We start from the raw sequence: 24,620 nt of genomic DNA, 5'->3' as shown, positions 1-24,620 counted from the left end.
AAAATCACAGGAAGCATTGGAGAACGTTCATTTAACTTTAGAATTAAATTCACAGAGATAATCCGATACACCGGACCTCCTCCCCCGCTTTCCCTGCGCAGTTGTGAAGCTTTCTCACAGAACATGTTCATCGTTGCCAGGTTATCAGCGAGCTAAAGGGCGCTTACGCTCTTGAGCCCCATCAAGTGAGGACCGGATTCCATGAGCACATTATTTGACCCCTGCCAGGTCGGCGCGCTGACGCTGCGCAATCGAATTGCAATGGCACCGATGACCCGGGCTCGCAACCCCGATGGCATTGCCAACGAACTGACCGCGCTCTATTACAGTCAACGCGCCAGTGCCGGGCTGATCGTTACCGAGGGCACTCCGATTTCACGCTCGGCTGAAGGGTTTCTGGCCATCCCTGGCATCTACACTACGCCCCAGATCAATGGCTGGCGCAAAGTGACTCAGGCCGTCCATGATGCCGGCGGCGTTATCTTTACCCAGCTATGGCATGTCGGGCGCGTCTCCCATGTCAGCATCCAGCCGAACGGAATTGCACCGGTCAGCTCAACTTCGCAGATTGCTCGCGATTCTCAGGCCTGGGGTATGACTGAGCGTGGTGAGCCCGGCCCGGTGGAGGTGTCCAAACCCCGCGCCCTCAGTACGCAGGAAGTCAAAGAGGTCATTAGTGACTTTACCCAGGCCGCCGCCAACGCGATTGATGCAGGCTTCGACGGCATTGAACTGCATGGAGCGAACGGCTACTTGATCGAGCAGTTCCTCAATCCTTTGGTCAATGACCGCACCGATGAGTACCGCAGCGACACCCTCGAAAACCGCACTCGCTTTTTGCTCGAGGTAGTCGATCGCGTCATTGATCGTATTGGTGCGCACCGCACGGCCATACGCCTGTCACCGTTTGGTGGACTGTTCGACATGGGGCTTTACGACGATGTCCAGGAAACCTACCTGTATGTCGCCAATCAGCTTTCCCGGCGTGGATTGGCCTATGTCCATTTCATGGATCAACTGTCACGGGGCAGTTCGCCGATTCCAGACGACTTCCTGAAGAAATTCCGCAGCCACTACCAGGGAACTCTGGTTCTCGCCGGGGGCATGACCAAAGCGCGTGCGCAGAGTTTCTTGCGTGAAGGATTGATCGACATTGCAGCATTCGGTGAGCCATTTATCGCGAACCCGGACCTGGTCGAACGTCTGTACAACGACTGGCCGCTGCTAATACCAGATCGCGCACTGAGCTATGGTGGCGGAGCCAGGGGTTATACCGATTACCCGCCCTACTCGATTGCTTGACGCTCGATAAGGGGGGGGTGTGCCTGATCCGCCACCTCGCGGGTCAGGAAGTCGATCAGCGCCCGGGACGCAGCCGATAACTGGCGATGAGGCGGGAAAATCACAGAGAACGGTCGGGACCTTCCACCCGACCGTTCGAGCAGCGGCAACAGGCGTCCGCTTTGAATTCGCTCGCGAACGATAAAGTCGTAGGTTTGGCAAATACCCATGCCGTGCTCGGCCAAAGACACAGTGCCCAGCACGTCGTCGGACACTTGAATATTCGCCTCGGGGAACCACTCCCGGTCAATCCCCTGCTCGCAGAACAGCCACGGCGCTATCCGCCCGCTGCTGGGCATCACAAATGGCAGGCAGGCATGCGCAGACAATTCGTCGACACTACGGGGCGTACCTGCATCCCGTAAGTAATCCGGCGCGGCCACCACGCACAAACCCGCATCCTCAAGTTTGCGTCCAATCAGGCCGCTGTCGGGTAATTGCCCAAGGCGAATAGCCAGGTCATACCCTTCGGCCACCAGATCCACATTTCGATTGCTGATGCTCATTTCGATGCGCACTTGCGGGTACTGCCGATTGAAGCGGCAGAGCAATGCCGGCAACCGGTAGTGCCCGTAAGTCGTCGGCACGCTGAGCCGTACCCGGCCAGTCAATGCTCCCTCCTGGCCAAGGATGGTCCGCTCCGCATCATCGATCAACGAGAACGCCGCACGGGATTGTTCGAGGTAAAGCAAACCCGCCTCGGTCAGGCTCAGACGTCGAGTCGTGCGCCGTAACAATTGAACGCCAAGGCGTGTTTCCAGGCGTGAGATCGCCCGGCTGACCACCGAAGGGGTGGTCGCCAGGACAACCGCCCCGGCGCTCAGGGAGCCCTTCTCCACGACGGTGATGAAGACTTCTACGTCCGCAAGATAATCGAATCGGCGGCTCACCTTTATCTCCAAAGAACAAGTGCTTTTCTTTTTAGCAAGTTTATCGCCCATGAAGGCATGAATATAGTCGCATCAACGATCAGGCGACTGCTGATCGAACACCTATCCCTCCACTGTCCGGAAAGCCCATGCGCCCCATTACCCGACTTGCTCTTGCAATGACTCTTTGCACTTTGGCCTTCAACGCCCAGGCCAGCAATGTACTGATCGTGCTGTCAGATTCAGATCACCTCGACCTCAAGGACAATAAAGTCTTTGCGACTGGCTTCTACCTGAACGAATTGATGCAACCGGTGAAGCTGCTGCTCGATGCCGGGCATTCGGTGACCTTTGCCACGCCAACGGGCAAGGCACCCACGCTGGATACGTCTTCCAACGACAAGATGTACTTCAACAATGACGTAAGCGCATTGCAGGAGCACAAGGCGCTGATGGAAAAGCTCAAGATCACCTCTGCGGGCGAGTCACCGGTCATCAGCCTGTCGCGCGTCAAACAGATTGGCTACGAGCATTTCGATGCGGTCTATGTACCCGGCGGCCACGCACCGATGCAGGACCTTCTCCATAGCGCGCAACTGGGGGAACTGCTGAACAACTTCCATGAACATGGCAAGACGACCGCCCTCGTTTGCCATGGGCCGATTGCCTTGCTCTCGACGCTGCCCGACCCGAGCGCCTTCACTCAAAAACTTGAAGCCGGCACCAAAACCGCGAAGTCAGACTGGGCTTACGCCGGTTACAAATTCACAGTCATCAGCAATCAGGAAGAGGAACTGGCCAAACAGCTTTTGAAGGGAGGCGCCATGAAGTTCTATCCGCAAACGGCACTGGAATTGGCCGGCGGCGTATTCAGCAGCAACACTTCGCCATGGGGCCCGCATGTGGTCATCGATCGAGAACTGGTGACCGGTCAAAACCCTGGCTCTGCGCTGGATGTTGCCAGGGTGATACTTGAGCGACTCAAACTCCCGAGCCAGCCCAAATCCTGATTGATTCACGTGTTTGCCTTCCATCACCATCAAGCCGCTGCAAGCTCGGGCTTGCAGGGCTTTTCCTTGAGGTTGGCGGTTTGATCCCCCGCCAGGGTTCAAACTCACCTTAACGCAACTTCCATTTATTCATAGGAGAACTTCAAGTCCATGATGCGGCCATCGGAAAGGGCAACATCAAGGTAATTCACTTTTTTGGACATCGCTCTGTAGATGCGGTGAGTGACGGCGTTTTCTTTTGTCTCGGCAACCTGTATCAGCTGAGTATTGTTCGTTAGCTTACTGAATGACGATTCAATCTCTGTGATGCGTTTCTCGTCAAAAGCCTTGCGCACATTGCTACTGAGCAGAGGGTCATCATTGCCGCTCATCAATGCAATTAGCGCTTTTTTGGTTTTTTGAGTGGTTGCCACCGTTCCGTCAATTTCTTTTTCCAGTGGAGCCAGTTCCGGATCAATTACTGCGGCAATACGCTTGACGATATAACCGCTGCGCGCAGATTCCAGGTTCGCCAGGAAGCCGATGGAAAGGCCATTATCGAATCTTGCGTAATGGGCGTGGAAGCCCTGAAACGACCCGCCATGCTCAATCAACCTATGTCCGTTGAATGTATTGTTTTGCCAGCCAAAGCCATAGCCGGTGATCGGCCGTGAGCCATCTGGCAACAAAGGTACCTGCCATTCAGTGTTGATGGATTGTTCAGTCAAGGCTTTGTTTTTTGACAGGCATTGATCCCAGGCAGACAGGTCATTGATCGTCAGTAGCAAGCTGCCGTCGGCCGTCTGGGCCAGGCTTTGTGATACCGGGCCCGGGTTTGCCAGTGATCCTTCATCGACTACGTAGCCGGCGGCACGACTGGGGATGATGCTCTTGAGCACATTGACCTGTGCAGTTTTCATCTCGCACTTGTCGAAAATTCTTTCTCGCAGCAGATCGCCGTAGAAGCGCCCGGTTGCCCGCTTGATCAACACCCCCAGGGCCACATACCCCGAGTTGCTGTATCGATATTGAGTACCCGGTGTGAAGTCCAGCTTTTTGGACGACAGCATCGTAATGAGTTGCTCGTCGGTGTAATCCTGTTTGATATCAATACTGTTGAACTGTTCATAGTCGGGAATGCCCGAGCGCTGCAGCATGATCTGGCGAATGGTCACACCGTCCCACATGCCTTTGGCTTCCGGAAAATAGGGCGCAACCGGATCGTCCAGCAGCAGCTTGCCGTCCTGAACCAACAGCATGATGGCGGACGATGTAAACATCTTCCCCACCGAACCGGACTGGAATACCGTCGCGGTGGTTGCAGGCGTTCTGGTTTCCAGGTTGCTTGAACCGTAGGCCGAGGCGTAAAGCGGCTTGCCGTCTTTAAGTATCGTGATGGCCGCCCCCGGTATGTTCTGTTCCTTCATCAGCGCACCCATGATTTCATCGACTTGATCAGCCTTTGAAAAAACAGGCGTGGCATTGCCCGTCGCCACCCACATCAAACTTGTAAACAACAACGTGGCAGGGAATACGGACGATTTTTTTATTGTTCTTGTACCCATTGTGAATCTCCAGAACATATCGGGTTTAGCGTGTGTTTGAAGGATATGAGACTTGCCTTGGCAAGCCAAATACACTTTAGTCCACAATAGACTATTCAGTCCATATCGATCAGTCGCCGCCACCCGAACTTCCACCCGGGGATTCAAAGTAAAACCAACGCAGACCAAGCCCCGCGTGGCTTACAGCGATTGTTGATTTGAGTTCACAACACCTTTGCGCTAATTGACATTTAGCTGTTCAGCGCTGGCAGGGATACTCGTGATTAACGGATTTCCATGAGGATTCACGAATGCAGACTGATTTCGCCGCCTGGTCCTGGACCTCGGATAAAGGTATCGATGGCTTGAAATTGATTCGTAAACCGCTGCTCCAGCCAGGTCCTGGCGAAGTGCTTGTGGCCAATCGCGCCGTGGCGTTGAATCCAGTGGACTGGAAGATCATCGAGTGGGGTCATGCCGCCTGGAAGACCGGCCATGTACCGGGCGTGGATGGCGTGGGCGAGGTCGTGACCGCAGGCGCGGGTGTCACCCTGAAAGCCGGGGCTCTGGTTGCGTATCATCAGTCGCTGACGCGCGATGGCAGTTTTGCCGAATACTGCATGCTCGATGCCAGTACCGTTTTGAACGTGCCCGAGGCTCTCGATGAAAGCGTTGCCGCCGCCCTGCCCTGCCCCGGCCTGACGGCCTGGCAGGCACTGGATAAAGTGCCCGTGGCGCCGGGGGATGTACTGGTGGTCGGTGCCGGCGGCGCAGTCGGCCTGTTGCTGGTGCAACTGGCCGTCCAGCGCGGCTGCCGTGTCTGGGCAACGGCAGCGACCAGACACCATTCCCGGCTCAAGGCCCTGGGGGCGGCCGGTGTGTTCGACTACCGTGACGATCAGTGGCAGCAAGCACTGCAAACCGCCTTGGGTGAGCGTCGATTGCAAGCGCTGTTCGACACCGTCAGCGGCGCCCATGCTGCCAGCCTGGCCCCTTTGCTGGGATACAACGGTCATCTGGTCTGCATCCAGGACCGTCAGGAAAGCGCACCATTACCTGCCTTCGGTACCGCAATCTCCCTGCACGAAGTAGCTCTCAACAGTTTCCATGCCCATGCGAGTTTGAGCGATCGACAGCAGCTGCGACAAGCGGGCGAGCGCCTGCTGGAACAGGTGTTGGCCGGTCGCCTGTTATTGCCGCATCGTCAGACTTTCGATTTCTCCAACCTTCCCCAGGCCCTGCACGCGCTCAAACAGGGCGGCGAAGGTGGAAAATGGATTGCCACCCTCGGCGACTCCAAACCTTGAAACGGCATCGCCCGAGACTCCTGACCAGGAGCTCGGGCGATGTGTTCAGGGGGAGCCGACGACAGCGCTGTCGTTCAGGCCTCCGCCAGGTTCTCCTTTTTCTCCAGCCATTCGATCATCAACTCGCCCCAGGCGATGTCCGCTTGCAGCGCGCCTTTGGCCTTGGCTGAATCGCGGGTGCGCAAACCTTCCAGCACCTCGAAATGCTTGTGCTTGGCACTTGCCAGTTCCCGCTTGGGCACCTCGGCGTGAAAGCGGCTGAGCAGCGGTCCCATGATGACCCACATGTTCTCAAGGGTCTTGGACACCACCGGCATTCGCGCGGCAGAGATCAAACCGAAGTGGAACTCCCGGTTCAGCAAGGCGGCTTGCCTGTAATCGACGGGCACCGCTTTCTGGAACGCATCCTGAATGGCTTCGAGCTTTTCCAGTTCCGGTTGGGTGATGCGCTGAGCCGCCACACCAGCAGCCTCGCCCTCCAGCAGATGACGAATCAGCTGGATTTCCCGTAATTGACTGACGGTCAATTCCGGGACGTAGATCGAGGTCGCGGCCTTCATATCCAACGCATGATCGCTGACCAGACGGAAGATCGCCTCGCGCACCGGCGTGATCGATACACCGAACTCTTCAGCCAGTGTACTGATGCGCAACCGATCCCCTGGCTGATACTGCCCGTCCATTAATGCGGTGCGGATAATGGAATACACCCGTTCGCTCAGGTTGCCTTTATCAATGGGCTTATGCACGGTCACTATGACTCGATCTCCATGGTCGATTACTGTTCGCCGCAGTGGCAGACTTGTGAATCTGCCGACATGAGTTGACGATAACGCATCATACATCATCAACCTGTGCCTGCCACTCCGTCCGGCGGTTTCCTCAAATACGTGCGTCTCGTCGACCGACACCCTGCAACAACACAGCGACGACAATAATTGCACCCTTGATGATTTGCTGTGGGTAGGCCGGCACACTCAAAAGATTCATGATGTTGCCGATCAGCCCCAGTACCAGTACGCCCACCACCGTGTAAAAAATCGTGCCCTTGCCCCCCGACAGCAATGCCCCGCCAATGACGCACGCCGCGATGGCATCGAGCTCAAGCGCCATGCCGGCGCTGGGCGTGGCGACTCCCGAACGGGATGCGATCACCACGCCGGCCAGCGCCGCAAGGCCACCACAAATGCCATAGGCTGCGAGCTTGTAGCGCTCGACCGGGATGCCCGCCAGACGCACCGCCGTTTCATTGCTGCCACTGGCGATAGTCAGGCGACCATAGGCGTTGTATCGCAGGATCAAGGCGAATACCACGGTGACCAGCGCTGCCAGCCACACGGGCCACGGCACACCCAACAAACCATCGGCCAGCCGGCCGAAATCACGCAGTAACTGAGCGCTGACCAGTCGATCATCCAGGCGTTGAGGCTGGCCGTTCGACAAGATGAATGCCAGGCCCCGGGCAACCGTCATCATCGCCAGTGTCGCAATGAAAGGCGCCATCCGGAAATAGGCAATGAAGCTGCCTGTCACCAACCCCATCAAGACCCCGCAGGCCACTGCAACAATCACTGCCAGCAGCAATCCGAGACTGCCCTCGACCGGCATGACGTTGAGAGTCATCGCTACCACAACGCCGCCAACCGCGGCGACTGAGGCCACGGACAAGTCGATACCCGCCGTCAGGATGACAATCAGCATGCCAACGCTGACCAGCAGCAAAGGCGTCAACTGGCGCAACAGATTGCCAATGTTCAGGAACGTAAAAAAGTCCGCCGACAGCACGCTGGCGACAATGGCCAGCACCAACAGCATCACCAGGGCGTTGTGCTCCAGGAACAAACGCTGTAACGCACGCAGGCTCAATTTGCTGCCTTGAGGGCGGCGGCTTTTATGCACCAGTTCAGCCGTGGCCAACTTGGAATTTGGGTTACTCATGGTGTTCGACTCCCATTGCCAGGCAAATCATTGCTTGTTCCTTGATACGTTCTCCCGCCAGCTCGCCAGCGATCGCACCTTCACGCATGACCAGCACGCGATCACACATGCCGATGATTTCGATCATTTCCGAAGAGACCATGATGATTGCCACACCTTGCTCGGCGAGGTCATTGATGACCCGGTAGATTTCCGTTTTCGCGCCCACGTCCACGCCACGGGTCGGTTCATCCAGTATCAGCACACGGCATCCGGCATCGACCCACTTCATCAAGGCGACCTTCTGTTGATTACCGCCCGACAGATCGCCGACCAGTTGCTCGATCGAGCGCGTCTTGACCGCCAGCTGTTTGCGCAAGGCTTCAATACCCCGGGTTTCCCGGCCACTGGCAATCCAGCCCATGCGCCCGGTGTAGGGACTGTTCGGGCGCAAGGCACCATTGACCCGTATCGACATCTCCAGCAGAACGCCTTGCTGCTTGCGATCTTCGGGCAACAGACCGATGCCATTGGCGATGGCGTCCCGAGGTGTGCGGTTGTAGATCTGCCGACCCTCAAGGTACAGCGTGCCGGAAGTTATCCGGTCAGCTCCGAAGATCGCGCGCATGGTCTCCGTGCGACCAGCGCCCACCAGGCCACAAAAGCCCAGGACTTCACCGGCATGCACTTCAAAACTCACGTCACGCACCAGGCGCCCGGCACACAGGTGATCGACCTTGAGCAGCACCTGGCCAATGCTCGCCTGGCGAGCCGGGAACAGATCGCTGAGCTCGCGGCCGATCATCATCTCGATCAAACCGCGCTCGGTGATCTCGGCCAGGGCCAACGTGCCGACGGTCTTGCCGTCCTTAAGTACCGTCGCGCGGTCGCAGATGCGGAAGATCTCGTCCATGCGGTGGGAGACGTAAACGATACACACGCCTTTGCGGCGCAATTCATCGAGAATCCTGAACAGCTTTTCCACCTCATGTGAAGTCAGCACTGCGGTCGGCTCATCGAAAATCAACACCCTGGCGTTGCGCGAGAGCGCCTTGCAGATTTCCACCGCTTGCTGGTAAGCCACTGGCAAACTGCCGACCGGTTGGCGCACATCGATATCGTGGAAACCCAGCTCATCGAGAATCGCCCGAGCCTTGCGGCGCATGGCTGCCCACGGAACAACGCCTTTGCTCTTTCCCAGGTCATCAATGCAGATGTTCTCGGCCACCGACAGGTGCGCTGCCAGTGCGAACTCCTGATAGATGATTGAAATGCCAAGTTCAAGGGCATCGCCAGGTTTGCGAATATCCACTGCCTGGCCATTGAGACTGACCCCACCGGCATCGCGTACATAAGCCCCTGACAGGATCTTCATCAAGGTTGATTTACCGGCGCCGTTCTCGCCCATGAGGGCATGGATTTCCCCCGCACGGGCAGAAAAACGGGCGCTGTCCAGGGCACTGATGCCGCCGAACTTCTTGGAGATATCGAGCATCTCCACTGCTGGTTCTTGCATTGCATTCATTGTGTTCACCGTCTTGAAACTGCCGCCGATCGAACGGCAGTCGCCAGCCATGGCGACTGCCATCCGGCTCATCCTCGATCCATCACTTCATCGCGGTTTTGATCTGCTCGATGGAGCGGAATGGCGGCACGGTTTCAGTGGACGGTGGCAGGCTGTCAGCCGCGATATAGGTATCGACGTTATCCGGTGTGATCAGCGTGACCGGGAAATAAGAGGCCAGCGGCAGGTTGTTCGCATCCAGTCCCTTGTTGAGGATCTGGTGGATCAACTCAATGGCGGCAACCCCGGTTTCCGATCCGCTGTTGGTAGCGCTGACCAGCAATTTTCCTTGCTTGATCAAGTCCAGTGCGAGGCGGAAACTGCCGGCCCCCGAAGCGACCATCACGCTGTTTTTCTTGCCGGCGTTCTCCAGGGCGTTGATTGCACCGATGGCAATGAAATCGTTCTCGGCCAGCACCAGGTTCAGCTTGTCACCCTGGGACGCGAGGATGTCCTCGGTGGCGGCAAGCCCACCCTCTTCGGTCCAGTCGCCGCGCCCCCACGCCAGCACATTGAACCCACCTTCCGGCCAGCTGAAGCTGCCCTTGGCCTTGACTTTCTGGAACAGCTTGAAGCCCTTGAGCATGGCGTCTTCCCGGGAAAGACCCAGCTTGCGCTCTTGCGAACGCGCATAGACGATGCCGGAAATCATGCCATTGAGGCGACTTTCGGACGTGGAATTACCCATCACGCCAATGACCATGGCGGCATTGATCACGGTTGCCGGATCGGTTTTCGATGCCACATAGCGGCCGGCCTCGAAACCACTGCCGTAAGGGTTACCGGTACTGGTGGTAATCACCGGCGCCCTGGCATCCGGCGCGGTGCCCACGGTGATCACCGGGATCCCGGCATTCACAGCACGCTCGACATCGGACACCGAACCCTGGATATCGGTAGGGTCGATGACAATCAGATCGACGCCCAGCGTGATGAAGTTATCGACTTGCGCACTCTGCTTGGCGACATCGCTATCTGCCACTTGCAGCTCGATGTCGTAGTTGTATTTTTTGGCCACGGTTTTCGCATCGTCGATCATCGAGACAAACCAGGGATTGCCCAGGGTAATTTCGGTCCAGCCGATGCGCAGGCGCTCGCCCTTCTTCTTCAGCGGCAAGGCCTTATTGATCGACGTGCGATCGGGCATGTCGGGATCGATGACACCCGACAACGCAGTGTTGGGCATCAAGTTATAGATTTCATGTTTGCCGGTCGCCCAGGCGTGGGTGCCGATAAGGCTTGCCAGGGTAAACGCGGTGATCGAACGAACAGCTGACAGCTTCATAATTATTGTTCTCCAGTGCGCTGATTTGATCGTTGGAGCGGGTATCCGGTGCTGCGTAGCGCAACACCGGACTTGCAGGCGTACCTGCCGGTCAGGCCTGTAGATCGATCCAGGCGGATTTGAGCTCCGAATACTTGTCCAACGCGTGCAGCGAACGGTCGCGACCGTTGCCCGATTGCTTGTAACCACCAAACGGCATGGTGATATCGCCGCCGTCGAAGCAATTGACCCAAACGCTGCCGGCGCGCAGCGAGCGGATCATGGCGTGGGCCCGCGACAGATCGCGGGTCCAGAGGCTGGCGGCCAGGCCGTAGGGCGAATCATTGGCAATGCGTACGGCGTCCAGGTGATCGCTGGCGGTGATCACTGACAGCACCGGGCCGAAGATCTCCTCCCGGGCGATGGTCATGTCGTTGGTGACGTTGTCGAAGATTGTCGGCGGGATGTAGAAACCGTCGGCCAGAGGACCGCTGGCGCGTTCGCCACCGAGGATGATGCGCGCGCCCTCCTCGCTGCCCTGTTTGATGTAACCCAGCACCCGATCCATCTGCGCACGGTCGACCATCGCGCCCAATTGCGTGGCCGGATCGAGCGGATCGCCAACGGCGATGGTTCGGGCAACCTTGAGGACTTCAGCGACAAACTCGTCGCGAATGCCTGCCTCGACGATCAGTCGCGAAGGCGCCACACAGACTTCGCCCTGATTGAAAAACATCGACCGCGCGGCCGTGTTTGCGGCCTTTTCCAGGTCGTGGCAGTCATTGAGGATAATGTTCGGCGTCTTGCCGCCGCACTCCAGCCACACCCGTTTCATGTTCGACTGCCCTGAGTACTGCAGGAACAATTTGCCGACTTCACCGGAGCCGGTGAACACCAGAGTGTCGACATCCATGTGCAGACCCAGGGCGCGGCCAGCGGTTGGCCCAAAGCCTGGCAGCACGTTGAAAACGCCCGCCGGAATGCCCGCCTCTGCCGCCAGTTCGGCAATGCGTAAGGCGGTCAACGGCGACTGTTCCGCGGGTTTGAGAATGACCGAGTTACCCATCGCCAGGGCCGGGGCGACTTTCCACATCGCCATCAGCATCGGAAAATTCCACGGGGTTACAGCGGCCACCACACCGATGGCTTCGCGGGTGATCATGCCCAGTGCACCGGGCCCTGAAGGGGCGATTTCGTCATAGACCTTGTCGCAGCACTCGGCATACCACTGCAGGCATTCGAGCACCGCATGCACATCGAAACCGGCGCTTTCGGCCACCGGTTTGCCCATGTCCAATGTCTCGAGCAGCGCCAGTTCAGTCATGTTCTGCTCGAACAACGCTGCAAAACGCAGCATGACTTTCTTGCGCTCTTTCGGCGCCAGGCGCGACCACACACCACTGTCGAATGCCTGGCGGGCAGCCTTGACGGCAACATCGACGTCTTCGGCCTGACAGGACGCCACGTAATTGAGCACCTGGCCCTTGCGCGGGGAAACATTGGCGAAGGTTTCGCCGCTCAATGCATCGACGAAGCGACCGTTGATAAACGCCTTCCCCGGGAGTTTCAGGGCAGCGACACGCTGCTGGACCGCAGCAAAATCAACAAGGGTATTCATAAGCACGCATCTCCTGTTTGAATTGTTTTAGGCATAAGCGCCGAACGACGATATATCATGCATTATTAAAATCGCAAGCGTGGAAAGGCCCGGATTCCGGGGATTTTCGTCACATCACTTGTTCTGCAATGACCTAGAAACTGACCTCGGTTTTCAGCCCGAAGACCACCACGCTTTTGTCCCCGCTCATACCGCCGGGGTTGACCACGTACTGCAAATTGGGTCGCAGAGTCAGGGCTGGCGTGACGCTGACCCCGTAGTACAACTCCATCGGGTATTCGGTATCGCCGGCCGGTTGGGTGTAGCCGTTTTGCTGCCGGACACGCTTGGCGGATTTCCCATTCACTTCAAGACGACCGATTGCCAGGCCGATCTCATCCTGTGGCCGTGCGGCGAAGGGTCCGCTGATAAATGTACCGACGTGCCAGACCCGCTCCACGTTGGACACGTCGCGATCCGATTGAATGAAGTTGGCGAACAGGTTGATGCCCCGGGCACTGTTACCCGGATCCTGATAAACCCGCTGCTCGACCAGGGCGTAGTAACCACTGGCCTCATCGTGTTGAACCGGCGCGTTGCCCGTCAGGCCGATCGGCCGGCCATTGACGTCTTCATAGACATCGCTGAAATCGCCAGTGTTGCGCCAGATACCCACCCTATAACTGCCGGGCAAGCCGTTCACGGTGGGTGTCCACGTCAGTTCCCCAACCGCCAGGTAGCCGGTGGTGCCGGACGGGCTGCCAAAGTTCAAGCCTTGGGAGTTCTCGGTAAAGCGCGGGTTGACCTGATACAACGCGGTGTTGACGGACACTTCATCCGTCAGCCTGGCCGCCGCCGCTGCCCCCCACTGGCTGACGGGCCAGGTGAACCAGTTGGGCGTGATGTAGCCGGGCACCGTGCCGCAGAACGTCAGGTTCTGAAACTTGCAGGAAAACGGAAAGACATCGCCACTCATGGGCAGACGACCGAGCTTTACCACCAGGCGATCATCCAGCAGCGCTTGCTGGTAATAGAATTGCACCAGGCGCGTGACACTGCCGTAGCCGTAGATTTCCTGCGCAGCCAGCAAGGTGTTGGTCCTGGCTTCGGCCGTCAGGTTCTCCCCGTTACGGTTAGTGAAGGTCATACGAAAGCTTGCACCCTGCCAACCGACCAACTTCTGCAAGTCGAAGTTGGTGTCGATCATCAACTGGTCGCTGTAAGTGCCTTTGTGCTCGTCGCCGCCCTGGGTGTTATAGGCCAGTTCGTTAACGTAGGTCAGTTGAAAATCAACGCCCTGTTCATGCAAGCGAGTGCGTTCGCCGTTCCAGTCGCCCAGCAAAAAGTTGCTGGGCGAGTAATCGGCTGCCTGGGCGCCCGCGCAGGCACAAACGCTTAGCAGCCCGGCGGCTACCCTGTATTTCCTGGTCATTATTATTGTTCCCGAAACTGTTTTTTATTGTTGGTTTTGGTGTTTTTCGAGCGTACAGAACCCCACCGACCTCACTGACAGGTCGGCCAATACAACGTCTTCAGAACGTTCTCAGGTGCGCTATCGAGCCTGACAGCGCCTGTTTCACTACGGCGGTTAACAACACATTCTTATGATCTCGGCGACCTCCTCTTTGCTGTTGATCTTCTTCGGATGGCAGGCCAGGTCCTGGTTGAAACTGGTCCACACGGTTTGGGCAAATTCATCAATCTGCTCTACCCGCAAACCGTAACTGCGGAACGTGTCGGTGACCCCTAGAGTGGCAAACAATGACTTGAGAATCCCCGGCAGCCGCTGCGCACGCTCGCTTTCGCTCAAGCCCAGCATTGAGGGGTCGAGTATCCCGGCCACGCACGCGAACTTGTCGGCGCATACCGGCAGAGTCCAGCCAACCACATGCGGTGTGCTGGCCGCGACAGTGCCGCCGTGGGGCGCATCGGTCATCGCGCCCAGCGGCTGACCCAGGGCATGGGAAACTGTCACGCCGGCACTGGCGATTGCCATACCGCCGAGGGTCGAGGCAAAAGCCATGCGCGCGCGTGCCTCAAGGTCATCACCGTGTTGCACACACTGCAGGGCGTTGGCGGCGAACAGGCGGATCGACTCCAGCGCCACCATTTCCACCCAAGGTGTGCAGTGAATGCTGATGTACGCTTCCAGCGCATGACAGAAGGTATCGACCGCTGTCAGTGCGGTGAGCTTCGCTGGTTTGGACACCAGGATCTGTGGGTCGATCAACGCGACATCCGGGTAGATGAACGGGTTGACGATGGCGCACTTGAGACCCAGTTCCGGATTGTTGATCACCGCAAACGGCGTAGCTTCGGTGCCGGTTCCGGAAGTGGTGGGCACCACCAGCAAGGGCAGTCCTCGACTTTGTGGCCGGGTCACCGCTTCGCCCAGTCGCTCGGTGTAGTCCCAGCAGGAGCCGCCATGAACGGCAACGAAAGCCACTGCCTTGGCAGAGTCGATGGCACTGCCGCCGCCCACCGCGACGACCACATCACAACCAGTGTCGCGCACTTGCTCGACGGCGCGGTCGATCATGGTGTGCCGGGGGTTTGGCACGATGTCATAGCACTCGATGAACGTAATGCCGCGTTCGACAAAACTGGCGGTGATCTGAGCCACCAGGTCACTTCCCTGCAGAAACGGGTCAATCATCAGGAAGACTTTTTTGCCGAACGGCGCAACCTTTTCACCCATGCGCTTGATCGCGCCGACTTCAAAATCCAGGGTCAACGGCAGAGTTGCCTGAAATGCTTTCATCAGTTCACCTGTAGTTTTTTGGGGTACCGCAAACAGTTTCAGGCCGTCAGCAGCGAGCCACCGTTCTTATAGAGTTCACCCAGATCGCTGGCCGAAATCAGCGCTGCCTTCATTTCATCGAACGTCACTTCGAATGGCTCGACCTTGCTGGTCTGGTTCGGGTCGGCGGCCGTGCGCGCTACGCAGTCGAGCTCGTGGGAGGTGATGTCGGCCAGGCCGAGGTCGGCAAAAGTCACCGGCAGGCCGATGCTCAGGCAAAACTTCAGCACCGCATCCAGTTCGCGGCTGGATTTGCCTTCAAGCACCAGCATCACCAGCGTCCCGAACGCCACGTATTCGCCGTGGAACATCGTGGCCCGACTGCCCAGTTCGCTGAACCCGCAATACACCGCATGGGCCGTCGCGACACCATTGCTCTCGAAGCCGATACCGCTCATCAGGGCATTGGCCTCCACCACACGATTGAAGGCTTTGGTGACGCACTGCCGTTGAGCCGCGCGCATGGCTTGCAGGCCATCCTCGAGCAGCACCCGATAACACAGCTCGGCGATGGCCATGGACGTCAACGTTGATTGGCTACCACTTGTGCCCTCCTTCATCCCGGTGCCGGCATTGCCGAGAAAATTGTCGCGGTACGCCTCGACACAGGTGCGGGCCTCAAAGTAGGTGGACAGTGCATCGCCCATACCGGCCACCAATAGCCGCACCGGCGCCTGGGCGATGATCCACGTGTCAACGACCACCACGTCCGGGCTGCGCTCATAGAACAGGACGTCATCAAACGCGCCCGCCTCGGTGTACAGCACCGAGAGCGAACTGGTGGGCGCATCGTTGGAGACAATGGTCGGCACGATGCACAGCGGCACTTTGGCCTGGTGGGCGACGGCTTTGGCGGCATCGAGCACCTTGCCGCCGCCGACGCCGATGACCCCGTCACATTCGAGGGCATTCATGCTGGCGGTGAGTCGCTGGATTTCCTGACGCGTCACCTCGCCAGAAAAAATCCCGTAGTGCAGTTCAGTGCACTCACTGTCGAAGCTGGTGTCGAGGGTCTGTTTCAGACTATCGAGCCGGCCCTGGGTGGTAATCACCATGAAGCGCCGACCGAACCAGGCGACATGCCGGTAGAGGCGGTCAAGTTCCTTGTAGCCCTGGATGTAGCGGCCGGGTGCAGCAAACATTTGCGTCATGTCATCGTCATCCTTGCCTCGTCTTGGAGGCTTTTTTTATTGCTTTGAGGACGTGTGCGAGAGGTCGACCCTTCGATTGATGGATGATATATCATGTTTTATTTTTTACTGCCAACAGCTTTTTCACCCCCGGACCCGACGTAAAAAAAGCGGGATTGACGCTTGGGGGGATCAAAGATATATGATGCATGAAAAAAAGAACAACACGTTCGGAGATAGGCATGCACGATTATGTTGTTATTGGAGGCGGGTCAGCGGGCTGTGCATTAACGGGTCGCCTGATCGAAGCTGGGGCCTCGGTCCTGCTGCTTGAGGCCGGTCCACGGGACAGTCATCCGCTGATTCATATCCCGGCGGGGTTCACCCGTCTGCTGTCCAGCCCCCTACTGTCGCGCCATGAAACACAGGCGCAAACCGCCATGGACGGGCGTAGCCGCATCCTTCCCCAAGGCCGGGTACTCGGTGGCGGCAGTTCGGTCAACGCACTCATTTATATTCGCGGTCAACACGAGGACTACGACGATTGGGCTGACGCTGGCTGCAATGGCTGGTCTTTTCGCGAAGTGTTGCCGTACTTTAAGCGCGCCGAAGACAACGAGCGCTTTGATAACCGCTATCACGCCACGGGCGGCCCGCTCGGTGTCTCGGACCTCAAGCAGGTCTGCGAGTTGTCTCGCGGCTTCGTGCGCGCCGCGCAACAGGCCGGCATTCCCTACACCCCGGATTTCAATGGTGAACGCCAGAACGGCGTTGGTTTCAACCAGATCACCGCGCGCAACAATCGCCGCTGCAGCGCGGCGGTGGCCTACCTGCGCAGCGCTGAAAAATCCAGGCGTTTGACCGTCGTCACCGAGGCGTGCGTGCAGCGCATTCTGATCGAGGGCAATCAGGCCGTCGGCGTCGAGTACCGCCACAAAGGCCGATTGATCGAGGTTCGGGGCAGCAAGGAAGTGATCCTCAGTGCCGGCGCCATTCAGTCACCCAAGCTGCTGATGCTATCGGGCATCGGCCCGGCGCAAGAACTCGAACGCCATGGCATCCCGGTGCGCCACGCCCTGCCGGGCGTGGGTCAGAATCTGCAGGACCACGCCGAAGTCGGGACCATTGCCTATTGCCATGGCAAATACGGTTACTACGGTCAGGACAACCCGCTGAACACCGTCAAGAACGGCTTGCAGTACCTGATGTTCGGCAGCGGACCGGTCAGTTCGAACGTCACGGAAGCCTGCGCGTTCATCAATACCGATGACGCCTCGGCGCGGCCAAACGCACAGATGCATTTCGTGCCGATCGTGTTTTTCGACCTGGATCAGGAAGCGATCAAAAAACCCGGCGCCACCATCAACACCTGCGTGTTGCGCCCCATGAGCCGTGGCGAAATCCGCCTGGCTTCGACCGATACAGAAACAGCACCGCTAGTCGATCCGCGTTACTTCGCGCACCCGGAAGATCGTCGCGTGGCGATCAAGGGCCTGAACCTGGCGCGCGAAGTGCTCGCCCAACCGGCTATGCGCAACTACACCGGCGAAGAGGTATTTCCGGGGGCGAACGTGCGCAGCGACGAAGCCCTGTTGAAATACATCGGCCAACGGGCCAAGACCGTTTACCACCCCGTCGGTACCTGCAAGATGGGCGTCGATGACATGGCCGTCGTCGACCCCGAATTGCGCGTGCATGGCCTGCTCAATCTACGGGTGGTTGATGCCGCGATCATGCCCAACCTGATCTCAGGCAACACCAACGCACCGTCGATCATGATCGGTGAGAAAGCCGCCGACATGATTCTGGGACGAAGCGCATTGGCCGCCCCCCCTTTCCAAGCCTGACCAGAGGAACATAGCGATGCCTATCAGCGGTAAAACCCGGGTCGTGGTCCATCTGACCTACCCCGCCAAACACCTGCGTACACCCGAATTTTTCAACCCCCTACTGGAGCGCCTCGGCTACGACGGCGTGCTGGTGCCTTGGGAAGTTTCACCCGCCAACCTGGCCACGGCCTGGGAAGGGTTACGAGGTATTGAAAACCTGGCGGGGGTGATCGTCACCGTTCCGCACAAGCTGGAGGTGGCGAAATTGTGTGATGAGCTCAAAGGCACCGCTGCGCTGCTGAACGTGTGCAACGTCGCCAAACGCCTGCCTGACGGGCGCTTCAGCGGACGCATGTTCGATGGCGACGGCTTCGTTGCAGGCCTGAAAAAACAGGGCCACGACCTGCACAACAAACGCGTGTTGCTGCTCGGTGCAGGCGGCGCGGCGACCGGCATCGCCCACGCGCTGCTGGCTGAAGACATTCAGGAACTGGTGATCAGCAACCGAACGTCGGCCAAGGCCGAAGAGCTGGTCAATGAGCTGCGACAGCTGTTCCCTGCCCGCCGGATCAATGCCGGTCCCGCCGACGGCACCGGTTTCAACGTGGTGATCAACGGCACCGCGCTGGGCCTCAAGGCCGACGATCCCCTGCCACTGCCGGTCCACACCCTGGGCCCCGGCACAGTGGTCGGCGAAGTGGTGATGAACCCGGATATCACACCTTTACTCAGCGCTGCCGCCGAGCGTGGCTGCGTCATTCACAAAGGTGCCCACATGATCACCGGCCAGATTGATTTGCTGGCCGAGTTTCTGTTCGCCCAATGCGGCGCCTGAGGCGCCTTCGACAACTCTCTGAGGAAACACCATGAAAAAAACCGCAATCGTTACCGGCGGTGGTTCGGGCATTGGCCTGGCCACCGCGCAACGCCTGTTCGCTGATGGCTATGAGGTGTTCACCGTCGGCCTCGGTGAACCCGAACAACGGGTGTCAGGCATCCATTACCAGGAATTGGACGTCACCAACGATGAAGCGGTGAACAGCTTCTTCGCGCAGTTCGAGCGGGTCGATGCGATCGTCAACGCCGCCGGCATCATCGATCACAACCGCGAGTGGGAGCTCGATGGCTTCAATCGGGTCATGGACGTCAACCTGAGCGCCGTGTTGCGTATCACCAATGCCGCCCTGCCCGGTTTGAAGGTCGCTCGAGGTGCGGTAGTGAACTTCGCCTCGATGTGGGGAATTTTCGGCTCGGCGAAAACCCCGGCCTATGCGTCAAGCAAGGCCGCCATCAGCGAGTTGACGCGTTGCATGGCCGTGGCTTGGGCCACCGATGGCATACGCGCCAATGCCGTGGCACCGGGCTGGATCCTGACCAGCCTCTCACGCCGGGCTTTTGAAGACCCTGCGCGTTCGGAGGGCATCATGGCGCGCATTCCCATGAAAGTCTGGGGCGCGCCCGAAGATGTGGCCAACGTGATCGCCTTCCTTGTTTCGGATAACGCACGGTACGTGACCGGTACGACGTTGCCGGTAGACGGCGGATATTCGATCGCCTGAGATCAGCTCGTCGACTGAGCACTTGACCGTGCAAAAACATGATATATCATGCATCACAACAAGAGCGAGAACCCGGCAGCCTGCCTCCGAGTCCTCGAAAAACAATAAGCAGTGAAGTGAGGTGCAGAATGAATCTGGTTTTCGGCTCGCCCGGAAGATACGTCCAGGGCACTGAAGTGCTCGCTCAGGCGGGTACTTATCTGTCGCACTGCGGTCGCCGGGCCGTGGTGGTCATCGACAGTTATGTATTGGGTTTGATCAAGTCGCGGCTCGATGAGACCTGTGCCCAGGCAGAAGTCGAATTGCACTACGTCAACTTCGATGGCGAAATCACTGCCGATGGCATTGCCACTCTGAGAAAGGCTGCGGCGCAAATCGACTTCGACATGATCCTGGCCGTCGGTGGTGGAAAGTGCATCGATGCTGGCAAAGCGCTCGCCCACTCCAGCGGGCGCGCATTGGTCACCATGCCGACCGTCGCCTCCAACGACGCCCCCACCTCAAAAAACTATGTGGTCTACGACGCTCATCATCAATTGAGCGAAGTCGGTCACCTGCTCGTCAGCCCCCGCTACGTTCTGGTGGATACCGGCCTGATCGCCCAGGCGCCGCGCCAGTTTCTGTTGGCCGGTATCGCCGATGCACTGACCAAAAAGTTCGAAGCCGAACAGTGCTTCAAGTCGGGGGGCATCAACATGTTCGGCGCTCGTCCGGCGTTGTCGGGGTTGGCCCTGGCGCGCGAGTGCTATCAGGTGATTCGCCAACACGCTGAACCGGCACTGGCCCAGGCGGGCAGCGGCGAGGTAACACCGGCCTTCGATCACTTGATCGAGGCAGTGCTGTTGATGAGCGGCCTGGGGTTCGAAAGCGGCGGTTTATCAATCGCCCACGCGATGACCCGCGGCCTGTCGAAAATCCCCGGTGCACAGCAGCAGGTTCACGGTTGGCAAGTGGCGTACGGGTTGCTGGTGCAGTTGGTGCTGGAAGACCGCGACGCCGTACTCATGGGCGATTTGTTGAGCTTCTATCAACGCATCGGGCTGCCACGCAACCTCGCCGAACTGGGTGTGTCGAGCTTCGATGAAGCGCTGCTGATGCAGGTGGCCGAACCCACGCTCAAAGCCCCTCACGCCCGCAACTTTGCCTTGTTATCCGGCGGCCCGCTGACCTGCGCCGAGCTCATCGCCGCAATGCGAGCACTGGAGGGCCTTGCCCATTGAGTGCTTCCTGATAACACCCTGAACGCACAACCATCCGGTTGAAGTTCACCCCGCGTCACTGAGATTCAACTTCAGCAATTTCATGCCTGTGATTGGAGGTAGAGATGTCTACACCCTGCAAAACGCTCGAACAGTGGAAAGCCAGCAACTTTGTGCCTTCCACTGAGACCGTCATGAAACTCAAGGACCGGGCGAAATTCGTTCGTCTTGAAACAATCCGCCTGATCGAAATCGCCAAAACCGGCCACTACACCTCGGTGTTCTCCGCCGCCGAACTGTTTTCGGCGCTGTACTACGACGTAATGACGATCCGCCCCGAAGAGCCCAAATGGCCGGGTCGCGACCGTTTCCTGATGGGCAAGGGTCACGCCGCCGTGGGTCAGTTCCCGATCCTGGCAGACCTGGGCGTGTTCCCAAAGGAGTGGCTCGATGAATACACCCGCCTGGGCAGCCCTCTGGGCGATCACCCTGACATGCGCAAAGTGCCCGGCATCGACTTCTCTTCCGGCTCCATCGGTCACGCCCTCTCCGGCGGCCTGGGCATGTGCCTGGCCCAGCGTTTCACCGGCGAAGTCTATGACGTGTTCGTCATGCTCGGCGACGGCGAAATGCAGGAAGGCCAGGTGTGGGAAGCGGCGATGAGTGCGGCCCACCACAACGCCAAACACCTGATCGCCATCGTCGACCGCAATGGTTTCCAGCTTGACGGCCAGGTGGACGACGTCATCGGGATCGAGCCGCTGGACGAAAAATGGCGGGCATTCGGCTGGGAAGTGCATGTCATCGACGGGCACAACATCGCCGAAGTGACCGAAACCCTGCGCCGGGTGAAGGCCGATGAACGCCGTGAAAAACCGGTCTGCATCATCGCCAAGACCGTCAAGGGTAAAGGCGTTTCCTACATGGAAACCGAACCCGGCTGGCACCTCGGCTACCTGGACCCTGAAGACGCCAAACGCGCTATCGCTGAAATTGAAGCCATGGAGATCTGAACATGAATGCCCCTCTTTCCCCCAATTCCTGGCAGTACCGTGGCCTCAACGCCCTCAACCCGGGCCTGTCGTACCTGTCCGACGCGCTGATTGAATTGACCAAGGCCGGCTACCCGGTGATGGCCGGCTCGGCCGACCTGCAGTACTCCAATGGCCTGAACAAATTCGCCAGCCAGTACCCCGAGCGTTACCTGCAATTCGGCATCTCGGAGCAGAACATGGTCACTGCCGCCGCCGGTCTGGCCACCTGTGGCGTGATGCCGTTCGTGGCGACCTTTGCCTCGTTCCTCGGCCTGTTGTGCTGCGAACAGATCCGCATGGACGTGGCCTATTCGGCACAACCGGTACGCCTGATCGGGCACCACACCGGCATTTCCCTGGGCTTCTACGGCACCTCTCACCATGCAACCGAAGACATCGCCACCATGCGCTCCATCGCCGATCTGGCAGTGGTGTCGCCAGCCGACGGCCCGCAGCTGGTGGCGGCGATCAAGGCCTCGGCTACCTATGACAAGCCGGTGTATTTCCGTATTGGCCGTGGTCGCGATCCAATCGTTTACCAGGACGATGTGGTCTTCGAATTCGGCAAGGCCCATGAGCACATCGAGGGCGAGGAACTGACCATCATCGCCTGCGGCATCACCGTGCACGCGGCGCTGGCCGCTGCTCGCAAAATGAACGCCGAAGGGCGCTCCGTCGGGGTGATCGACATGGCGTCGATCAAGCCGATCGACCGAGACGTCATCCTGCGAGCCGCCGCGCGCAGCAAACGCATGATGACAGTGGAAGAGCACAACGTGCTCGGCGGACTGGGCGCGGCGGTGGCCGAAGTGCTGTCGGACGAAGGTGTCGGGGTCAAGCTCAAGCGCCACGGCATCTATGACGAATACAGCCTGATCGCTCCACCGACTCACTTGTACGAACACTACAAGCTCGATGCCGCCGGGATCGAGGAAGTGGCGTTGGCGCACCTCAACGCCTGATCACCACCTTTCCCTTGTGGGAGCGAGCCTGCTCGCGAATGCGATTTGTGCCTCGACACTGAAGGTGACTGACACGCCGCCTTCGCGAGCAGGCTCGCTCCCACATTGGATTTTCGTTTTAAGGGAGATCTCGTTTTTTCAGGGACTGTCACCCCACCACATTCCGTGGTTCATGAAACATCTCGGAGCCAACAATGAATAACATCACCGAGACCATGTCCGGGTACTCGACCGGGCAGGCCAAAACAGCACATACCTCGCTACGCAGAAAGTCATTGATGGCCACAGGCGTAGGCAACCTGCTCGAATGGTTCGACTGGACGATCTATACCGTCGCATCGGTGTACATCGCCGCGGCACTCTTCGATAAAAGCAACGCCACCTCTGCCTTGCTCAACACCCTGGCCGTGTTTGCCGCCGGCTTTCTGTTGAGACCGATTGGCGGGATCTTCTTCGGTATCCTGGCCGACAAACTGGGCCGGCGCATGGTCTTGCTCAGCACCATGTTATTGATGGCCGGTGCCAGCCTGTTGATCGCCTTTATTCCGTCCTACGACGCCATCGGTAGCTGGGCTTCTGCGCTCCTGCTACTGGCGCGACTGGTGCAAGGTTTTGCCCATGGCGGCGAGACCACCACCTCCTACGCCTACATCGCCGAAATCGCCCCTCCCAAACGTCGGGGCCTGTGGTCGAGCACAGTGTTTCTCGCCGTCGGTTCGGGGTCTTTGCTGGCGACCTTCTACATGGCGTTGCTGACCTCGGTATTGTCCGTCAGTGAAATGCAGGAATGGGGCTGGCGCATCCCTTTCGCCACCGGAGGCCTGCTGGCAGTATTCGCCTTGTGGTTGCGACGCAACATGATGGAAAGCGAACACAGCCCGAGCGCCGGCGAAGGCTCGACAGTACCGGTCTGGAGTCGCGGCAAAATCATTCAGCACGGCGTGCGGCTGTTCCTGTATGAAGCCGGCGCCACGCTTACCTACTACACTTGGGTCACCTCGGCCTCGATCTATGCCATCAGCGTCAAAGGCATGGACCCGCGTAGCGCCTTCACCATGAGTTGCATTGCGCAAGTGATCTACTTGGTGTTCCTGCCAATCTCGGGCTGGGTCTCCGATCAATGGGGCCGCAAGATTTCCGCGCTGATTTCCCTGCTCGGGATAGCTGCCACGCTGTTCCCGTTGTGGGGGCTGATTTCCAATGAACCCTGGACCCTGATGGTGGCACAAACAGCGGGTTTGCTGCTGGTGGCTTTCATCACCGGCTGCAAACCCGCTTCGATTTCCGAGCAGATACCGACCCGCTATCGAACCCGGATGTTCGGCGTGTGCATCTCATTGGGTGTGGCGGTGTTCGGCGGCACCGCTTCGTACCTGACAACCTGGCTGTATTCAGAGAACCTCGGCTGGATGTTCAATATTTATCTGATCGTGGTGGCTATCATCGCCAGCGCAGTGGTGCTGATGTGGAAGAACAACCACGGCGTACCCATCGACAAAATCTGAAGCACCAGCCGCTACACCAATCGAAGCCCGGCCTCATGATCCATGACGCCGGGCTTTTTTTTCGGCATCGCTTCGCACCAGTGACTCATTCGGTGATTAATCAAAACACCGCCACAACGCTTCAGGAGTGAATGCCATGGATCGCCTACTGACGCTGAACACCAATCACCTCGCTCGCGGCACCGGTCGAATTGGCCGGAGGGAAGGCAT

20 protein-coding genes are annotated in these 24,620 nt (G+C 58.5%); 10 read left to right on the top strand and 10 right to left on the bottom strand.

The window, feature by feature from the left end:
• Window positions 1-201 precede the first annotated feature (201 nt).
• A complete protein-coding gene (locus LAB08_RS11690) occupies window positions 202-1,302 on the top strand; it encodes an alkene reductase (RefSeq protein WP_096512055.1) in 1,101 nt (366 codons plus the stop codon).
• Here the strand turns inward: LAB08_RS11690 and LAB08_RS11685 are convergent.
• Window positions 1,287-2,231: a LysR family transcriptional regulator gene (locus LAB08_RS11685; protein WP_096515443.1), complete on the bottom strand. Its 945-nt coding sequence runs from the start codon at window positions 2,229-2,231 to the stop codon at window positions 1,287-1,289. The genes LAB08_RS11690 and LAB08_RS11685 overlap by 16 nt on opposite strands.
• Window positions 2,232-2,359: 128 nt before the next feature.
• On the opposite strand from LAB08_RS11685, the gene LAB08_RS11680 reads away from it, so the two are divergent.
• Window positions 2,360-3,220, top strand: a complete 861-nt coding sequence (locus LAB08_RS11680; protein WP_096512056.1) for a type 1 glutamine amidotransferase domain-containing protein — start codon at window positions 2,360-2,362, stop codon at window positions 3,218-3,220.
• Window positions 3,221-3,345: 125 nt separating this feature from the next.
• Here LAB08_RS11680 and LAB08_RS11675 read toward each other — a convergent pair whose 3' ends face one another.
• Complete coding sequence (locus tag LAB08_RS11675) at window positions 3,346-4,764, bottom strand: serine hydrolase domain-containing protein (protein WP_157755722.1); 1,419 nt, start codon at window positions 4,762-4,764, stop codon at window positions 3,346-3,348.
• 290 nt (window positions 4,765-5,054) lie between these two features.
• Between LAB08_RS11675 and LAB08_RS11670 the strand changes: the two genes are divergently transcribed.
• Complete coding sequence (locus tag LAB08_RS11670; RefSeq protein ID WP_096512058.1) at window positions 5,055-6,050, top strand: zinc-binding dehydrogenase; 996 nt, start codon at window positions 5,055-5,057, stop codon at window positions 6,048-6,050.
• A 74-nt stretch (window positions 6,051-6,124) separates the two neighbouring features.
• On the opposite strand, the gene LAB08_RS11665 is transcribed toward LAB08_RS11670, so the two are convergent.
• The 8 genes from LAB08_RS11665 to LAB08_RS11630 all read right to left on the bottom strand — a co-directional run bounded on the left by LAB08_RS11665 (window position 6,125) and on the right by LAB08_RS11630 (window position 16,343).
• Window positions 6,125-6,805, bottom strand: coding sequence for a GntR family transcriptional regulator (locus LAB08_RS11665; protein ID WP_172901613.1), 681 nt, complete (start codon window positions 6,803-6,805; stop codon window positions 6,125-6,127).
• 127 nt (window positions 6,806-6,932) lie between these two features.
• Window positions 6,933-7,988 carry an ABC transporter permease gene (locus LAB08_RS11660; RefSeq protein WP_096512060.1) on the bottom strand — a complete coding sequence of 352 codons (1,056 nt, stop codon included), beginning with the start codon at window positions 7,986-7,988 and terminating at the stop codon, window positions 6,933-6,935.
• Window positions 7,981-9,564, bottom strand: a complete 1,584-nt coding sequence (locus tag LAB08_RS11655; RefSeq protein WP_254007522.1) for a sugar ABC transporter ATP-binding protein — start codon at window positions 9,562-9,564, stop codon at window positions 7,981-7,983. The genes LAB08_RS11660 and LAB08_RS11655 overlap by 8 nt, the downstream gene beginning before the upstream one ends.
• Window positions 9,565-9,574: 10 nt before the next feature.
• Window positions 9,575-10,816 (bottom strand): sugar ABC transporter substrate-binding protein, encoded by a 1,242-nt coding sequence (locus LAB08_RS11650; RefSeq protein ID WP_096512061.1) that lies wholly within the window; start codon window positions 10,814-10,816, stop codon window positions 9,575-9,577.
• A 91-nt stretch (window positions 10,817-10,907) separates the two neighbouring features.
• Window positions 10,908-12,413, bottom strand: coding sequence for an aldehyde dehydrogenase (locus tag LAB08_RS11645; protein ID WP_096512062.1), 1,506 nt, complete (start codon window positions 12,411-12,413; stop codon window positions 10,908-10,910).
• A gap of 133 nt (window positions 12,414-12,546) precedes the next feature.
• Window positions 12,547-13,824 (bottom strand): carbohydrate porin, encoded by a 1,278-nt coding sequence (locus LAB08_RS11640; RefSeq protein WP_096512063.1) that lies wholly within the window; start codon window positions 13,822-13,824, stop codon window positions 12,547-12,549.
• A 156-nt stretch (window positions 13,825-13,980) separates the two neighbouring features.
• The gene (locus tag LAB08_RS11635; protein WP_096512064.1) at window positions 13,981-15,153 is read right to left on the bottom strand and encodes an iron-containing alcohol dehydrogenase; all 1,173 of its coding nucleotides are present in this window, start codon (window positions 15,151-15,153) and stop codon (window positions 13,981-13,983) included.
• 38 nt (window positions 15,154-15,191) lie between these two features.
• Window positions 15,192-16,343 carry a glycerol dehydrogenase gene (locus LAB08_RS11630; RefSeq protein ID WP_096512065.1) on the bottom strand — a complete coding sequence of 384 codons (1,152 nt, stop codon included), beginning with the start codon at window positions 16,341-16,343 and terminating at the stop codon, window positions 15,192-15,194.
• A 221-nt stretch (window positions 16,344-16,564) separates the two neighbouring features.
• Here LAB08_RS11630 and LAB08_RS11625 point away from each other — a divergent pair, with 221 nt between their 5' ends.
• The 7 genes from LAB08_RS11625 (at window position 16,565) to LAB08_RS11595 (ending at window position 24,410) form a co-directional block, all read left to right on the top strand.
• A complete protein-coding gene (locus LAB08_RS11625) occupies window positions 16,565-18,169 on the top strand; it encodes a GMC family oxidoreductase (RefSeq protein ID WP_096512066.1) in 1,605 nt (534 codons plus the stop codon).
• Window positions 18,170-18,185: 16 nt separating this feature from the next.
• Window positions 18,186-18,986, top strand: a complete 801-nt coding sequence (locus LAB08_RS11620; RefSeq protein WP_096512067.1) for a shikimate dehydrogenase family protein — start codon at window positions 18,186-18,188, stop codon at window positions 18,984-18,986.
• A 31-nt stretch (window positions 18,987-19,017) separates the two neighbouring features.
• Entirely contained in the window at window positions 19,018-19,710 is a 693-nt protein-coding gene (locus tag LAB08_RS11615; RefSeq protein WP_096512068.1) for an SDR family NAD(P)-dependent oxidoreductase, read from the top strand.
• Between the two features lie 128 nt (window positions 19,711-19,838).
• On the top strand, window positions 19,839-20,930 hold the full coding sequence (locus LAB08_RS11610) for a glycerol dehydrogenase (RefSeq protein ID WP_096512069.1): 1,092 nt from the start codon (window positions 19,839-19,841) through the stop codon (window positions 20,928-20,930).
• A gap of 104 nt (window positions 20,931-21,034) precedes the next feature.
• Window positions 21,035-21,922, top strand: coding sequence for a transketolase (locus LAB08_RS11605; protein ID WP_096512070.1), 888 nt, complete (start codon window positions 21,035-21,037; stop codon window positions 21,920-21,922).
• 2 nt (window positions 21,923-21,924) lie between these two features.
• Window positions 21,925-22,905: a transketolase family protein gene (locus LAB08_RS11600; RefSeq protein ID WP_096512071.1), complete on the top strand. Its 981-nt coding sequence runs from the start codon at window positions 21,925-21,927 to the stop codon at window positions 22,903-22,905.
• Window positions 22,906-23,099: 194 nt separating this feature from the next.
• Window positions 23,100-24,410 carry an MFS transporter gene (locus LAB08_RS11595; protein WP_172901614.1) on the top strand — a complete coding sequence of 437 codons (1,311 nt, stop codon included), beginning with the start codon at window positions 23,100-23,102 and terminating at the stop codon, window positions 24,408-24,410.
• The last annotated feature ends 210 nt before the right edge of the window (window positions 24,411-24,620 follow it).

It is taken from the genome of Pseudomonas izuensis (assembly GCF_002356535.2).
Taxonomy (GTDB): domain Bacteria; phylum Pseudomonadota; class Gammaproteobacteria; order Pseudomonadales; family Pseudomonadaceae; genus Aquipseudomonas; species Aquipseudomonas izuensis.
The sequence above is the reverse complement of the archived record's forward strand: the minus strand, read 5'-3'. Positions and strand labels throughout refer to the sequence as shown.